The sequence below is a fragment of the Stenotrophomonas sp. BR163 genome, from assembly GCF_047520985.2.
Classification (GTDB): Bacteria; Pseudomonadota; Gammaproteobacteria; order Xanthomonadales; family Xanthomonadaceae; genus Stenotrophomonas; species Stenotrophomonas sepilia.
Genome location: NZ_JAXBRE020000006.1, coordinates 41302 through 56646 on the forward strand (window position 1 = coordinate 41302; position 15345 = coordinate 56646).

Consider the following 15345-nt stretch of genomic DNA (forward strand, 5'->3'; position numbering starts at 1 on the left):
CCCGGGCGCAGCCCCACCCGGGCCTGGATGGCCGGTCGAACACCCTCCCACCCGTGAAATTCCCCCAACAGGAGCTCCCCCATGTGTTCGATCTTCGGAATCTTCGGCCTGCAGGCCGGTGACGATCTTCCGGCCCTGCGCCGCCATGCGCTGGAACTGTCGCAGCGCCAGCGCCACCGCGGCCCGGACTGGAGCGGCGTGTATCTTGACGAAGGTGCGCTGCTGGTCCACGAGCGGCTGGCCATCGTCGACCCGGCCGGCGGCTCGCAACCGCTGCTGTCGGCCGACGGCCAGCTGGCGCTGGCGGTCAACGGCGAGATCTACAACCACCAGCAACTGAAGGCCGCACTGACCACCGCCTATGACTTCCAGACCGGTTCGGACTGTGAAGTGATCAATGCGCTGTACCGCCAGGGCGCTTCGCCGGCGCAGTGGCTGGAGCAGCTCAATGGCATCTTCGCGTTCGCGCTGTGGGACCGTGGTGCCGGTCGTGTGCTGGTGGCGCGCGACCCGGTCGGCGTGGTGCCGCTGTACTGGGGCCACGATGCCCAGGGACGCCTGCGCGTCGCCTCGGAAATGAAGGCACTGGTCGATACCTGTGCCGACGTCGCCCAGTTCCCGCCGGGTCACTATTTCGACAGTGCCAGCGGTGAGCTGGTGCGCTACTACCAGCAGCCGTGGCGCGACTACGCTGACGTGCAGGGTCGCCAGGCCGATCTGGCCGAACTGCGCCAGGCCTTCGAGCATGCGGTGGAACGCCAGCTGATGAGCGATGTGCCGTACGGCGTGCTGCTGTCTGGTGGCCTGGACTCGTCGCTGGTGGCGGCGGTGGCCGCGCGCTATGCACGCCGTCGCATCGAGGATGGGGGGCAGACCGAAGCCTGGTGGCCGCGCCTGCACTCGTTCGCGATCGGCTTGAAGGGCTCTCCCGATCTGGCCGCCGCTGCAATCGCCGCCGAAGCGCTGGGCACCGTGCATCACGGCTTCGAGTACACGTTCGAGGAGGGCCTTGATGCACTGCCGGAAGTGATCCGCCATATCGAAACCTACGACGTCACCACCATCCGCGCATCGACGCCGATGTTCCTGCTGGCACGGCGGATCAAGGCCATGGGGGTGAAGATGGTGCTTTCCGGCGAGGGCAGCGACGAGATCTTTGGTGGCTACCTGTATTTCCACAAGGCGCCGGATGCGCGTGAATTCCACGACGAACTGGTACGCAAGCTCGACGCGCTGCACAACTACGATTGCCTGCGCGCGAACAAGTCGATGATGGCCTGGGGCGTGGAGCCGCGTGTGCCGTTCCTGGATCGCGAATTTCTCGATGTGGCGATGCGCTTCGACGCCGCGCACAAGATGGTCGGTGCGGGCTTTGGTGGCCGCCGCATCGAGAAGGCGGTGCTGCGCGAGGCGTTCGAAGGCTACCTGCCGGACAGCATCCTGTGGCGGCAGAAGGAGCAGTTCAGCGATGGCGTTGGCTATGGCTGGATCGACGGGCTGAAGGCGCATGCCGAAGCTCAGGTGAGCGACCGTGTGCTGGCAGCGGCCGACAAGCGCTTCCCGCACAACCCGCCGCAGACCAAGGAGGCCTACTACTATCGTCATCTGTTCGAGCAGTTCTTCCCGAGCCGTGCGGCCGCCGAGACCGTGCCGGGTGGCAAGTCCATCGCCTGCTCGTCGCCGGCGGCGATCGCGTGGGATGCCAGCTTCGCCGCAGCTGCAGATCCGTCGGGGCGCGCGATCGCTGGCGTGCACGAGCAGGCACTGGCGTAAGCCCCGAAAAAGGGACGGAGGGGGGCCGGGGCGCTTGTGCCACTAACGACTTAATCCCCTCCGTCCCCTTTTTGTATGATCGCCCCCCTGCACATTGGGGAATGTTCATGGAAGTACACAGCGGGGGCCCGGCGCCACCGACGAAGTGGGGATGGCGCTATCTGGCCTGGGTCGGGGTCCCGCTGCTGGCTGGCGTGCTGCTGGCCCGTTATGCCGGGCCGGCGGCGCCCGAGGCTGTTGCCCGTGCCACGGCCACGGCCACGGCCGAAGCCACCTGGGTGCAGCATCTGGCGTCGCCGCTGGGCCTGTTCCTGCTGCAGCTGCTGGTGCTGCTGCTGGTGGCCAAGGGCGCAGGCGCGCTGCTCAAGCACTTTGGACAACCGGCGGTGATCGGCGAGATGGCCGCCGGCCTGATGATGGGCCCATTGATGCTCGGCAGCCTGGTACCGCCGCTGCATGGAGCCCTGTTCCCGCCCAGCTCGCTGGGCCCGCTGGGCATGCTCAGCCAGTTGGGTGTGCTGATGTTCCTGCTGGTGGCCGGTGCCGAGCTGGACCTGGCGGCGCTGCGTGGACGCCGGCGTTTTGCCTTTACGGTCAGCCATGCCGGCATCGCGGTGCCGTTCGTGCTTGGCGTCGCCCTGGCGATCTGGCTGTACCCGCAGCACGGTCCGCAGGGCGTGGGCTTCACCGCATTCGCACTTTTCGTTGGCATATCGATGAGCATCACGGCCTTCCCTGTGTTGCTGCGCATCCTTGCCGACCGCGGTATCACGCAGGCGCCACTGGGGCAGACCGCGATTGCCTGCGCTGCATTGGGTGATGCCACCGCGTGGTGCCTGCTGGCGCTGATCGTGGCGGCTGCACAGGCCAGCGGATGGCTGCCGGCCAGCCTCAACCTGCTGTGCGTAGTCGCCTTCGTGGCGCTGATGCTGGGGCTGGTGAAGCCGTGGTTCGCCCGCCAGCAGATCGCGCCGGGTCGTGAGGGACGCTGGCTGCTCGGCATCCTGCTGCTGTCGCTGGCCAGTGCCCTGGTCACCGAGATGCTCGGCATCCATGCGCTGTTCGGTGCGTTCGCGGCTGGCGTGGCGGTGTCGTCAAATGTGCAGTTGCGCGAGCTGCTGATGGCGCGCGTCGAACCGTTCGCGGTGACGCTGCTGCTGCCGCTGTTCTTCGCCATGACCGGCCTGCGCATGCGCGCCGATACGCTGCAGGCCAGCGATGTCCTGTTGTGCGTGGTGGTGATCGCGGTAGCCACGACGGGCAAGCTGCTGGGTACCTTCAGTGCCGCACGCAGTGCCGGTATGCCCACCCGTGAGGCGTGGCGGCTGGGTGCACTGATGAACACCCGTGGCCTGATGGAGCTGATCGTGCTCAACCTGGGTTACGAACTTGGCCTGCTCGGTGACCGGCTGTTCGCGGTGCTGGTGATCATGGCGCTGGTGACAACGGCGATGACCGGGCCACTGTTGAACCTGATCGAGCGGCGTAGGGGCTGAGCGTTGAACGGTAGTGCCGGCCGCTGGCCGGCAACCTCATGATGCTGGATGCACCTGCATGGATGCCGGCCAGCGGCCGGCACTACCGCGCCGGCACCAGCGTCATCGTGTGCTGCGGCTTGCCCGGCAGGAACGGCGTCGGCCGGCCATGCACCCAGTCTTCGTGGCCGGCACCCCAGTAGGGCGACAGTGGATGGCCACTCTGGCCGCCGGGCATGTGCACGATGCCGTCGGCCTCGTGGCCCGGCGAAACCACCATGCGCTCGGAAGCGCCGAAGTTCGGCGTCTGCACGCGCGGCATGTCGCGGTCGCCGGGCAGGTGGTCGGCCGGCATGCACAGCCAGCGTTTGGCGATGTCCGGCAGCGCCCGTGCGATGGGATGGCAGATCGCCGCGGTATTGCGTTCGCCCCAGCTGCGTTTGGCCAGCGGTCCCTGCCTGGTCAGCTCACTTTCGGTACGGCGTGCGGCGTCGATCAGCAGTGCATCCCAGCTGTCGAAGGCCGGTGGCAGAAGATTGGCCGGCCGCTGCTGCAGCATCGGCCAGGCCACCCCTTCCAGCTGCGCCAGGCGCGGCTCCAGATAGTCATCGCCCAGCTGCGCATTGGCCGGTGCCAGCAGTGCATCGGACAGTGTCTTCATCACCTGCGTACGGAACTCACGCACCACCCGGTAGCTGACAGAGCTGGCCGAGGCACGGCCGCCCCATTGATGGCTGGCCTCCTTCAAGCGCTTCAGTGCAGGGTCGTCACTGCGTTCGATGACGTCGTGCAGCAGCGCCCACCAGCGCTGCAGGAACACCGCGCGATCGTCGAGCTGGATCGCCAGCAGGTCGTGTTCGTCGAAGCGCTCCTGGATCGCCAACAGGTCGCGGATCTGCCGCGCACGGGCGCCAAGGTCATAACCACCGTTGCCGACATTGGCCAGTGCCTCGCCGTCGAGGACGCGGCCGTTGGCGGTCCACAGGCGATGGTTCGGTGGGTCGATCAATGCCGGCGAGGCGTCGCTGCGGATCGGCCAGGGGGCGCAGTCCTGGTTGTGGGCGGCGTTGAAGCCGGCAGGCGCGCAGCCCGGACCGCGATCCGGGCGGGCGCCGATCAGGCGCCAGGCGATGCGTCCGGTGCGGTCGCCGACCACCAGGTTCTGTGCGGGAATGCCGGCGTGGTCGGCGAACTGCAGGGCCGCGTCCAGGTCACCGGCGCGGGCCAGGTCACCGAAGTCCAGGCGCACCGCGCCGGGCAGCTGGGCGACCCAGCGCAGCGCGTCGCCGCTGCCATCGGCATGCGTGTGCAGGATCGGCCCCCAGGCGGATTCGCGCACCGGGAACAGCACGTCGGCCTGGCCGGCCACCGCAATCCGCTCTTCATGCACGGTCACTGCGGCGTTGGCTGGTTCAGTGCGGTAATCGGCAGTGTCTATGTAACTGTTGGTGAAGCCCCAGGCGACGTGGCCGTTGCTGCCGACGATCACCGCCGGCAGGCCAGGCAGCGAGAAGCCGGTGACGTCGACCTGTCCGCCCGCGGCCTGCGGGTCGGGGTAGCGCAGGCGCACGCGGAACCACAGACCCGGCGCGCGCAGGCCGAGATGCATGTCGTCGGCGACGATCGCGCGACCGTCGGCGGTGAGCGCGCCGGCCACGGCGAAGTTGTTGCTGCCGATGACATCGGCCTCTTCCTGCCCGGTGCCCGGCTTTCCCTTCAGCGTGCGCAGGTCCAGCTGGCTGGCATCGGGCAGCGTGGCGTTGCCAGTGGGTTCGCCGAACAGCGGCGCATCCCATTCGGTGCCATCGTGGGCAATCAGCGCATACAGCGCCGGCGGCACCACCGCGCGGATGCGGCTCAGCGCAAGCTCGGTCTGGTTGCCGGGGTCCTGCAGGTCGGCGTACATGGCCAGCCCGGTCAGCACGCTGTCGCTGGCCTGCCACGGTTGCGGCGACTGCCGCAGCAGCAGGTAGGCCCATGGCCGCACGGAGAGGTCGGCCAGGCCCTCATTGACCCCACCGACATAGGCGCTCACGGCGTCGACGTTGTCGCCCAGCGCAGCCTGCATGTTCGCCTCGGTGCGCGCGCGCAGCCGATGCACGCGCATGCGCTTGTCGGCATCGATCGCCTTCGGGCCAAACAGTGCGGACAGTTCGCCGGCGGCGCTACGGCGCATCAGGTCCATCTCGAAGTAGCGTTCCTGCGCGTGTACGCGGCCGAGTGCGCGCATCGCGTCGGCCTGGCTGCCGGCCGTGATGGTGACCACGCCCAGCGCATCGCGTTCGAGGGTGACCGGCTTCGCCAGTCCCGGCAACGCATGCTCGCCGTCCAGATCGGCCAGGCTGCCGCGCAGCAGCAGCCACAGCACCAGGGCGGTGACCAGGACGATGGCGATCAATACGCCCAGCACCCAACGCCATGTACGTCGCATCGCACGTCCTTTCCGAACTCGTGGGCCGATTGTAGCCGCAGGCGCAACTGCGACTGATTCCGATTAGATCACCGTATTTTGAAATGCGGCACCCTATGCCGCATCGATTCACAGGAGCCCTCCTCATGAAAGGCAACCCGGACGTCATCGCCTGCCTGAAGGAACTGCTGCGCGGCGAGCTTGCTGCGCGCGACCAGTACTTCATCCATTCCCGCCGCTACGAGGACCAGGGCCTGTTCGCGCTGTACGAACGCCTGAACCACGAGATGGAAGAGGAAACCCAGCATGCCGATGCGCTGCTGCGCCGGATCCTGTTCCTGGGGGGCGACCCGGACATGCGCCCGCATGCCACCGAGCCGGGCAAGACCGTGGAGGAGATGCTGCAGAAGGATCTCGACACTGAATACGCGGTTCGGAACAATCTGGCCGCCGGCATGAAGCTGTGCGAGGAGAAGGGCGACTACGTGAGCCGCGACATCCTGCTGGCGCAGCTGAAGGACACCGAAGAAGACCACGCCTGGTGGCTGGAACAGCAGCTGGGCCTGATCAAGCGCATCGGCCTGGAGCTGTACCAGCTGAGCAAGATTGATGGCACCGGCGCCCCGGCGCACTGAGCCGGCACCGCGCTTCGGTAGAGCCGACCGCTGGTCGGCTGCTTTTTGCAGAGCAGCCTACCAGCGGTCGGCTCTACCAGGCGCACAAAGCAATGTCGCCCGCCAGCACCGGAGCACCGCCAGCCAGCCTTCGCCCGCCAGCTGCTCCACCGCCCGCCAGCCGACAACGAAAAAGCCGGGGAATCCCCGGCTTTTTCGTGTCTGGGGTCAGATCCGTTTTCGACGAAAACGGCTCTGACCCCTCGCTCGGGATGCATGGCACGACGACGGAGATTCAAGTCAGAGACGGGGTTTCATATCTCCTCTGCATCGGAGAGATCCTGGTATCCCACGGGAGTCAGTCCAATGAAGTCGACCAGAACTCCGTAGGGGTAGCAGATGGGTAGTCGTCCCTCTGCAAAGAGCATCGACCACCTTTCCTGTTCCCAGAACGTAAGTTCTGGCTCGGATGCCAGCGGGCCTTCCCCCGAAGAGGCCTCGGTCGGGAAGTGAACGGCGAGATGTTCCAAGGCTTGTTGTTGCAGGGCTGCGAGCTTCGAGAGCTGTTCCATCACGAAGCCGACTCCAGCCATCAGCTGACCATCTTCCGACATCTGGATCGAGAAGAAGGTGCCGTCCCCGGCAGGCAGGCGTCCTTGGGCGAACCAGCCTGTATCGCGATCGCCAACGATGTGCAGTTCGCCAAGGTCTTGAACCTGAATTGTTGAAGGCATCATTCGGCAGTTGGTCGTGGCGTCAATTATTTGATTGTGATGCAGAAACGCAAATAGCCGGGACTTCCCCGGCTATTTGCGTTCAGCTGGTCAACAATTGTCGCTTATGCCCTGTTCGTCGATCGGCGCCAACCGAGGTTGGCGTCTACCGGGGCAAGGCGTGTCAACCAATGTTGACACCTGCCAGGGGCGTTGTCCGGGGTCAGAGCCCTTTCCGGTGGAAAGGGATCCGACCCCGGTGCTCCTCACTCCACCGACAACCCTTCCACCTTCTGCCAGCCGCGCGGCAGCAGGTGGCCGCGGGTGGCGCGGGCGCCGAGGTAGGCGTCGAGCTCGTTGAACTTCAGCCCCATCGTGCGCTGGCCACTGCGCACCTGCAGGGTCTGCCCCGGGCTGATCGCCACGATGGCGACCACGCGTTCGGTGGCGAGCTTGGCCTTCGGGATCTCGATGATCTTGTTGCCCTTGCCCTTGTCCAGTTCCGGCAGGTCGTTGGCGGCGATCGCCAGCAGGTTGCCGGAGCTGGTCACTGCCACGATGCGGTCGGTGGCGACGTTGGCCACTGCCGACGGGGTCAGCACCGACGAACCGGCCGACAGGTTCAGCATCGCCTTGCCGGCCTTGTTGCGGCCGATCAGGTTCTCGAAGCGGGTGACGAAGCCATAACCGTGGCTGGAGGCCAGCACGAAGCGGGTGTCCGGCTCGGCGCTGGCCAGGGTCACGAAGCTGGTGCCCGGTGCCGGCGAGAAGCGGCCGGTCAGCGGTTCACCATTGCCACGCGCGGAGGGCAGGGTGTGCACCGGCGTCGAGTAGGCGCGGCCCTCGCTGTCGAGGAACGCGACCTGCTGGGTGCTGCGTGCGCGCACCGCGCCCTGCAGTCCGTCGCCTTCACGGTAGGACAGGGCAGATGCATCGACGTCGTGGCCCTTGGCGGCACGGATCCAGCCCTTCTCCGACAGCACCACGGTCATCGGTTCGCTCGGCACCAGCTCGGTCTCGTCGATGGCCTGCGCCGCCTGGCGCTGCACCAGCGGCGAGCGGCGTGCGTCGCCGAACTTCCTGGCATCTGCGGTCAGTTCGTCGCGGATCAGCTTCTTCAGCTTGGCCTTGCTGTCGAGGATGCCGAGGATCTTCTCGCGCTCCTTGGCCAGCTCTTCCTGCTCGCCGCGGATCTTCATCTCTTCCAGGCGGGCCAGCTGCTTCAGCTTGGTTTCCAGGATGTACTCGGCCTGTTCCTCGGACAGTCCGAAGCGCGCGATCAGCGCCGCCTTCGGTTCGTCCTCGGTACGGATGATGTGGATCACCTCGTCCAGGTTGAGGAAGGCGACCAGCAGGCCTTCCAGCAGGTGCAGGCGGCGCTCGACCTTCTGCAGGCGGTGCTGCAGGCGGCGGGTGACGGTGTTGCTGCGGAAGGTCAGCCATTCGCTGAGCAGCGTCTTCAGGTTCTTCACCTGCGGACGGCCGTCCAGCCCGATCACGTTGAGGTTGACGCGGTAGCTGCGCTCCAGGTCCGTAGTGGCGAACAGGTGGCCCATCAGCTGGTCGGCGTCGACCCTGTTCGAACGCGGCACCAGCACCACGCGCACCGGGTTGGCGTGGTCGGATTCATCGCGGATGTCTTCCAGCCACGGCAGCTTCTTGGCGCGCATCTGTGCGGCGATCTGCTCGATCACCTTCGACGGCGACACCTGGAACGGCAGCGCCGTGATCACGATGTTGCTGGCTTCCTTGGTGAAGGTCGCGCGTGCACGCACGCTGCCGTTGCCAGTCTCGTAGATGTTGCGCAGGTCATTGGCCGCAGTGATGATCTCGGCGCTGGACGGGTAGTCCGGGCCCTGCACGTGTTCGCACAGGTCGCGCACGGTGGCGTCGGGGTTGTCCAGCAGGTGCAGCAGCGCGCTGACGATCTCGTTGAGATTGTGCGGCGGCACGTCGGTGGCCATGCCCACGGCGATGCCGGTGGTGCCGTTGAGCAGCAGGTGCGGCAGCCGCGCCGGCATCCAGGTCGGCTCCTGCAGGGTGCCGTCGAAGTTCGGTGCCCAGTCGGTGGTGCCCTGGCCCAGTTCGCCCAGCAGCACTTCGGCGATCGGGGTCAGCTTGGATTCGGTGTAACGCATCGCCGCGAACGACTTCGGGTCGTCGCTGGAGCCGAAGTTGCCCTGGCCCTCGATCAGCGGGTAGCGGTACGAGAACGGCTGCGCCATCAGCACCAGCGCCTCGTAGCACGCGCTGTCGCCGTGTGGGTGGTATTTACCGATGACGTCGCCGACGGTGCGCGCGGACTTCTTCGGCTTGGACGCGGCATTCAGGCCCAGCTCGCTCATCGAATAGATGATGCGGCGCTGCACCGGCTTCAGGCCGTCGCCGATGAACGGCAGGGCACGGTCCAGGACCACGTACATCGAGTAGTCGAGGTAGGCGCGTTCGGCGTACTCGCGCAGCGGCAGTTGTTCGAATCCGTGGAACACGGGGCGGGCAAGTTCGGTCATGCGGCGTTGTTACCTATGTCGGGAGGCGGCGACGGCGGTCGCCGCTCGCAATCCTGTGATTATCCGGATGCGGCGGGGGATGCCAAGCCGCGCGCAGGGTCCAGCCCGGTTTCCAGGCCGTGGCCGGCCCGCGCCAGGTAGCGCCCCGGTGGCAGCCCGAAGTGGCGGCGGAACACGGTGACGAAGGCGCTGGCGCTGCTGAAGCCCAGTGCGTGGGCGATGTCGGCGACGCTGCGGCCATCGGTCAACTGGCGCAGGGCTTCGGAGAGCCGGGCCTGCTGCCGCCACTGGGCGAAGCTGAGCGTGGTCTCGTCGCGGAAGTGGCGGGTCAGGCTGCGCGGTGACAGGCCGGCCCAGTGCGCCCATTCGGCCAGGCTGCGTTCGTCGGACGGGTCGGCCAGCAGCTGCGAGGCGATCTTCAGCAGGCGCCGGTCATGCGGCATCGGCAAGTGCATGCGCTGGCGTGGCGCTGTGCGGATCTCGTCCACCAGCACCTCGATGATGTGCTGGCGTTCGGAGGTGGTGTCGTAGCCCGGTGGCCAGTCACAGATGCGCTCGGCCAGCGCCTGCGCCAGCTTGGACAGGCCCAGCACGCAGGGATCGGAGGGCAGGGTGGCACAGACCGGAGCCGCCAGCGCCATGCCCCAGCCACGCAGGGGGCCGTCGAGGGTGACCGTGTGCGGCTCCAGCGGTGGCATCCAGCCGGCCGAGCCCGGCGCCAGCGACCAGGTGCCGTGCGAGGTACGGGTGGTCAGCAGGCCGCGCTCGACGCAGATCAGCTGCGCGCGCTGGTGATGATGCCAATCCACTTCACGGACCAGCCCTTGCGGGCTGTCGAAACGGAAACCGACCACCGGGGGGCCGTCGTTGCGCTCGAACCAGTCCAGCGCTTCGTCCCTGAGCAGGCGTTTGGGAGTAGGGATTTCTGCCTTGTTCATCATGTCTGCTGGCTGAAATGTGTCATCCATTGGCTGGATTGTACTACCGGGCCACATGACCAGGTCATTAAGGTAGGCGCCTTCACTGATCCAGCCCACTGCTGCAACACAGCATTCGATGCCAGATCAAATATTTCCATTGAGAAATATTTTTTTTGGAAGAGAATGCTCCCCCATGATCTGTCCTGCAACCACTCCCCCCAGCTTCGGCCTGCTGCTGCGCCAGGTGCGCGACGGCCTGGTCCGCCAACTCGACGCGTCCATGGCTGAAGAAGATCTGGGCATCGGCTTCACCCACTACATCGGGTTGAAGGTGCTTTCGAACATGGCGCCGTGCACCGCCAACGAACTGGCCCAGGCCATCGATCAGGTGCCCAGCGCGGTGACCCGGCTGCTGGACAAGCTCGAAGCGCTGGGCTGCGTCCGCCGCGAACCGCATGCGCAGGACCGGCGGGCATTGCAGATCGTGCTGACCGACGAAGGCCGCGCGCTGTGGGCGCGCTTGAAGCTGCGTGGCGACGCGGTGATGGATTACGCCCTGCGTGATCTTTCCGCCGACGAGCGCACGCTGCTGCTGTCCCTCCTTACCCGAATCCGCGATTCACTGACGACCCCATGAACCCGATCCCGCATTCCACTTTCCGCCGGTCCGGGCGCGCGCTGCTGGTGTCAGCGCTGGCCCTGGCCCTGGCCGCCTGCGCCAGCAGTCGTGGCCTCAACCCGCAGGGCCACGTGCTTGACCTGGACAGCCTGCACAGCGAACGCACCCTGGCCGACACTGACCTGAGCGCCACCGGCTTCCCGGCGCAGGACTGGTGGAAGGCACTGGGTGATGCGCAGTTGGACGCGCTGGTCGCCGAGGGCCTGGCCGGCCACCCGAGCCTTGACGCCGCCGATGCCCGCCTGCGCCAGGCCCAAGCCCAGGTCGGCACCGCACGTGCCGACGAACTGCCGAGCCTGTCGGTGTCCGGTGGCTACACCGGCCTGCGCCTGCCCGAATCGATGGTCGGCAGCGAGATGGGTGGCCGTTACGGCGGCAGCAGCCAGGTCGCCTTCGACTTCAGTTATGGCGTGGACCTGTGGGGCGGCAAGCGCGCCGCCTGGGAAGCCGCCGTGGACGGTGCGCACGCCGCCACCGTTGAAGCGCAGGCTGCACGCCTGAACCTGTCCACTGGCATCACCCAGGCCTATGCCGACCTGGCCTACGCGTGGCAGCTCAACGACGTGGCCGAGGAAGAGCTGACCCGTTCGCAGAAGTCACTTGAACTGACCCGCCAGCGCCGCAGCGCCGGCATCGACAGTGATCTGCAGGTGCGCCAGGCCGAGGCCCGTGTGCCGGCCGCGCAGCAGCAGGTGCAGGCCGCCCAGCAGCGTATCGACGCGGCCCGCACCGCACTGGCCGCGCTGGTCGGCAAGGGCCCGGACCGTGGCCTGTCGATCCAGCGCCCGCAGCCGTTGAACCCAATGGCGCTGCAGCTGCCGGGCGTGCTGCCCAGCGAACTGCTCGGCCGTCGCCCCGACGTCGTCGCCGCACGCTGGCGCGTGGAAGCGGCCGACAAGCAGATCAAGGTCGCCAAGACCAAGTTCTACCCGAGCTTCAACTTGACCGCGCTGGCCGGCGTGGTCGCCCCGAACGTGGGCGACCTGCTGAAGAGCAGCTCCACCTTTGCCTATATCGGCCCGGCGCTGAGCCTGCCGATCTTCGAGGGCGGCAAGCTGCGCGCCAACCTGGCCAATACCGATGCGCAGTACGACCTGGCGGTGGCCAACTACAACCAGACCGTGCTCGACGCACTGCGGGACGTCGCCGACCAGGTCAACGCGGTGCGCTCGCTGGCACAGCAGGCGCAGTCGCAACAGCAGGCGGTGGACACCGCACGCGCTGCCTTCGACCTGGCCCAGCAGCGCTACCGTGCCGGCATCGGCAGCTACCTGGACGTGCTGACCGCGCAGTCCACCCTGTTGCAGTCGCAGCAGCAGCTGGCCGGCCTGCAGTCGCAGCAGGTGCAGTCCTCGGTGCGCCTGAGCAAGGCGCTGGGCGGTGGTTTCCAACCCACTGACGCCGACCGCGCACCGATCGCCTCCCATTCCGATTCCTCGTATTCCTGAAGATCTCCGACATGAGCCAGACCCAAGACACCGCGGCCCCGGCCGCCCCCAACCGCCGCGGCAACCTGCTGCGCGGCCTGTTCGTGATCGTCGTGCTGCTGCTTGCCGCTTTGGCGCTGTGGTACTTCATGTTCGGCCGTTGGTTCGAAGAGACCGACGATGCCTACGTGCAGGGCAACCAGGTGCAGATCACCCCGCTGGTGGCCGGTACCGTGGTCGCCATCAACGCCGATGACGGCATGCGCGTGGAGCGCGGCCAGCTGCTGGTGCAGCTGGACCCGTCCGACACCGCAGTGGCGCTGCAGCAGGCCGAAGCCAACCTGGCCAAGACCGTGCGCCAGACCCGCGGCCTGTACCGCAGCGTGGAAGGCGCGCAGGCGGACCTGAACGCCCGCCAGGTGACCCTGAAGCGCGTGCGCGAAGACTACGCCCGCCGCAAGGACCTGGCCGCCACCGGCGCCATCTCCAACGAAGAACTGGCCCACGCCCGCGACGAGCTGGCCGCGGCCGAAGCGGCCGTGGCCGGTTCGCGCGAAACCGTCGAGCGCAACCGCGCGCTGGTCGACGACACCGTGATCGCCACCCAGCCGGACGTGCAGGCCGCCGCCGCACAGCTGCGCCAGGCCTTCCTCAACAACGCCCGCGCCGGCATCGTCGCGCCGGTCTCCGGCTACGTCGCCCGTCGTTCGGTGCAGGTCGGCCAGCGCGTGCAGCCGGGCAATGCCCTGATGGCCGTGGTGCCGACCGAGCAGATGTGGGTCGAGGCCAACTTCAAGGAAACCCAGCTGCGCCACATGCGCCTGGGCCAGGAAGTGGAGCTGAAGTCGGACCTGTACGCTGGCGACGTGAAGTACAAGGGTCGCATCCAGAGCCTGGGCCTGGGCACCGGCTCGGCGTTCTCGCTGCTGCCGGCACAGAACGCCAGCGGCAACTGGATCAAGATCGTGCAGCGCGTGCCGGTGCGCATCGCCATCGATGCCAAGCAGCTGGCCGAGCACCCGCTGCGCATCGGCCTGTCGATGAAGGCCGAAGTGAGCCTGCGCGACCAGAAGGGCGAAGTGCTGCCGAGCACCCCGGCCAAGGGCACGGTGTTCGACACCGACGTGTATGCCAAGCAGCTGCATGATGCCGACGAGGTGATCCACACGATCATCCAGGGCAACCTGTCGCAGCAGCAGGCGAAGGTGGGCTGAGGTCGCCATGTCCGCACAAGCTCCAGCCGCGCCCGGCGCTCCGGGCGCACCGGCGGCGCCGGCTGCGGCCTCCGGGTTCCTGCCGCCCAGCGTCGCCCTGTGCACCGTAGGCCTGGCGATGGCGTCGTTCATGCAGGTGCTCGACACCACCATCGCCAACGTCTCGCTGCCGACCATCGCCGGCAACCTCGGCGCCAGTTCGCAGCAGGCGACCTGGGTCATCACCTCGTTTGCGGTCAGCACCGCCATCGCGCTGCCGCTGACCGGCTGGCTCAGCCGCCGTTTCGGCGAACGCAGACTGTTCGTCTGGGCGACCCTGGCCTTCGTCATCACCTCGCTGCTGTGCGGCCTTGCGCAGAGCATGGGCATGCTGGTGGTGTCGCGTGCGCTGCAGGGCTTCGTGGCCGGCCCGATGTACCCGATCACGCAGTCGCTGCTGGTCTCGATCTATCCGCGTGAGAAGCGCGGGCAGGCATTGGCGCTGCTGGCGATGATCACGGTGGTGGCGCCGATCTGCGGCCCGATCCTCGGTGGCTGGATCACCGACAACTACAGCTGGGAATGGATCTTCCTGATCAACGTGCCACTGGGCATCTTCGCCGCGCTGGTGGTGGGCAACCAGCTGAAGGGACGCCCGGAGCAGATCGAGAAGCCGAAGATGGACTACGTCGGCCTGATCACGCTGGTGATCGGTGTCGGCGCGCTGCAGCTGGTGCTCGACCTGGGCAACGACGAGGACTGGTTCTCGTCGATGAAGATCGTGGTGCTGGCCTGCGTGGCGGTGGTGACGCTGACGGTGTTCCTGATCTGGGAACTGACCGACAAGGATCCTATCGTCGACCTGAAGCTGTTCCGGCACCGCAACTTCCGTGCCGGCACGCTGGCGATGGTGGTGGCCTATGCGGCGTTCTTCAGCGTGGCGTTGCTGATTCCGCAGTGGCTGCAGCGTGACATGGGCTATACCGCGATCTGGGCAGGCCTGGCGACCGCACCGATCGGCATCCTGCCGGTGATCATGACGCCGTTCGTGGGCAAGTATGCGTCGCGCTTCGATATGCGGATGCTGGCCACCGTGGCCTTCATCGTGCTGTCGATGACCAGCTTCCTGCGCTCGAACTTCAACCTGCAGGTGGACTACATGCACGTGGCCGGCGTGCAGCTGATCATGGGCATTGGCGTGGCGCTGTTCTTCATGCCGGTGCTGCAGATCCTGCTGTCGGACCTGGATGGGCGCGAGATCGCGGCGGGCTCCGGCCTGGCGACGTTCCTGCGCACGCTGGGCGGCAGCTTCGCGGCCTCGCTGACGACGTGGCTGTGGGCGCGGCGTACCCAGGTGCACCATGCCGACCTGACCGAGCACATCTCGGCCTATCAGCCGGGCATGCAGGAGCAGGTCACGGCAATGGGGCAGGGCGACCTGCAACATGGCGCGGCGGTACTGAACAACATGATCAACCACCAGGCATCGCAGATGGGTTTCAACGACATCTTCTTCCTGCTGGGCTGGATCTTCCTGGCGATCATCACCTTCCTGTGGCTGGCCAAGCCGCCGTTCGGCGCAGGCGCGGGTGCGGCGTCCGCGGGCGGTGGGCATTGATCGACCATTGGCG

The 15345-nt window shown here is 67.0% G+C and carries 11 protein-coding genes; 7 read left to right on the forward strand and 4 right to left on the reverse strand.

Features of this window, described 5'->3' with window-relative positions:
• Positions 1-81: 81 nt before the first annotated feature.
• On the forward strand, positions 82-1773 hold the full coding sequence (gene asnB, locus ACM0PY_RS06940) for an asparagine synthase B (RefSeq protein ID WP_072166802.1): 1692 nt from the start codon (positions 82-84) through the stop codon (positions 1771-1773).
• A gap of 107 nt (positions 1774-1880) precedes the next feature.
• A complete protein-coding gene (locus tag ACM0PY_RS06945; protein ID WP_414609408.1) occupies positions 1881-3269 on the forward strand; it encodes a cation:proton antiporter domain-containing protein in 1389 nt (462 codons plus the stop codon).
• Positions 3270-3351: 82 nt separating this feature from the next.
• Here the strand turns inward: ACM0PY_RS06945 and ACM0PY_RS06950 are convergent, their stop codons facing one another.
• The gene (locus ACM0PY_RS06950) at positions 3352-5679 is read right to left on the reverse strand and encodes a penicillin acylase family protein (protein WP_235646580.1); all 2328 of its coding nucleotides are present in this window, start codon (positions 5677-5679) and stop codon (positions 3352-3354) included.
• Between the two features lie 125 nt (positions 5680-5804).
• On the opposite strand from ACM0PY_RS06950, the gene bfr reads away from it, so the two are divergent.
• A complete protein-coding gene (gene bfr / locus ACM0PY_RS06955; RefSeq protein ID WP_072166798.1) occupies positions 5805-6293 on the forward strand; it encodes a bacterioferritin in 489 nt (162 codons plus the stop codon).
• A 293-nt stretch (positions 6294-6586) separates the two neighbouring features.
• Here the strand turns inward: bfr and ACM0PY_RS06960 are convergent, their stop codons facing one another.
• The 3 genes from ACM0PY_RS06960 to ACM0PY_RS06970 all read right to left on the reverse strand — a co-directional run bounded on the left by ACM0PY_RS06960 (position 6587) and on the right by ACM0PY_RS06970 (position 10436).
• Positions 6587-7009, reverse strand: coding sequence for a hypothetical protein (locus ACM0PY_RS06960; protein ID WP_180884624.1), 423 nt, complete (start codon positions 7007-7009; stop codon positions 6587-6589).
• Between the two features lie 242 nt (positions 7010-7251).
• Complete coding sequence (parC, locus tag ACM0PY_RS06965) at positions 7252-9495, reverse strand: DNA topoisomerase IV subunit A (RefSeq protein WP_180884622.1); 2244 nt, start codon at positions 9493-9495, stop codon at positions 7252-7254.
• A gap of 59 nt (positions 9496-9554) precedes the next feature.
• A complete protein-coding gene (locus ACM0PY_RS06970; protein WP_180884620.1) occupies positions 9555-10436 on the reverse strand; it encodes a helix-turn-helix domain-containing protein in 882 nt (293 codons plus the stop codon).
• A gap of 172 nt (positions 10437-10608) precedes the next feature.
• Between ACM0PY_RS06970 and emrR the strand changes: the two genes are divergently transcribed.
• Genes emrR through emrB form a run of 4 tightly spaced genes read left to right on the forward strand, consistent with a single transcriptional unit; the run spans position 10609 to position 15332 of the window.
• Entirely contained in the window at positions 10609-11052 is a 444-nt protein-coding gene (gene emrR, locus ACM0PY_RS06975; protein WP_005415875.1) for a multidrug efflux system transcriptional regulator EmrR, read from the forward strand.
• Positions 11049-12542 carry a multidrug efflux transporter outer membrane subunit EmrC gene (emrC, locus tag ACM0PY_RS06980; RefSeq protein WP_180884618.1) on the forward strand — a complete coding sequence of 498 codons (1494 nt, stop codon included), beginning with the start codon at positions 11049-11051 and terminating at the stop codon, positions 12540-12542. The genes emrR and emrC overlap by 4 nt, the downstream gene beginning before the upstream one ends.
• 11 nt (positions 12543-12553) lie before the next feature.
• Positions 12554-13735: a multidrug efflux MFS transporter periplasmic adaptor subunit EmrA gene (gene emrA / locus ACM0PY_RS06985; protein WP_414609409.1), complete on the forward strand. Its 1182-nt coding sequence runs from the start codon at positions 12554-12556 to the stop codon at positions 13733-13735.
• A gap of 7 nt (positions 13736-13742) precedes the next feature.
• Positions 13743-15332, forward strand: coding sequence for a multidrug efflux MFS transporter permease subunit EmrB (emrB, locus tag ACM0PY_RS06990; protein ID WP_065177423.1), 1590 nt, complete (start codon positions 13743-13745; stop codon positions 15330-15332).
• Positions 15333-15345 lie beyond the last annotated feature (13 nt).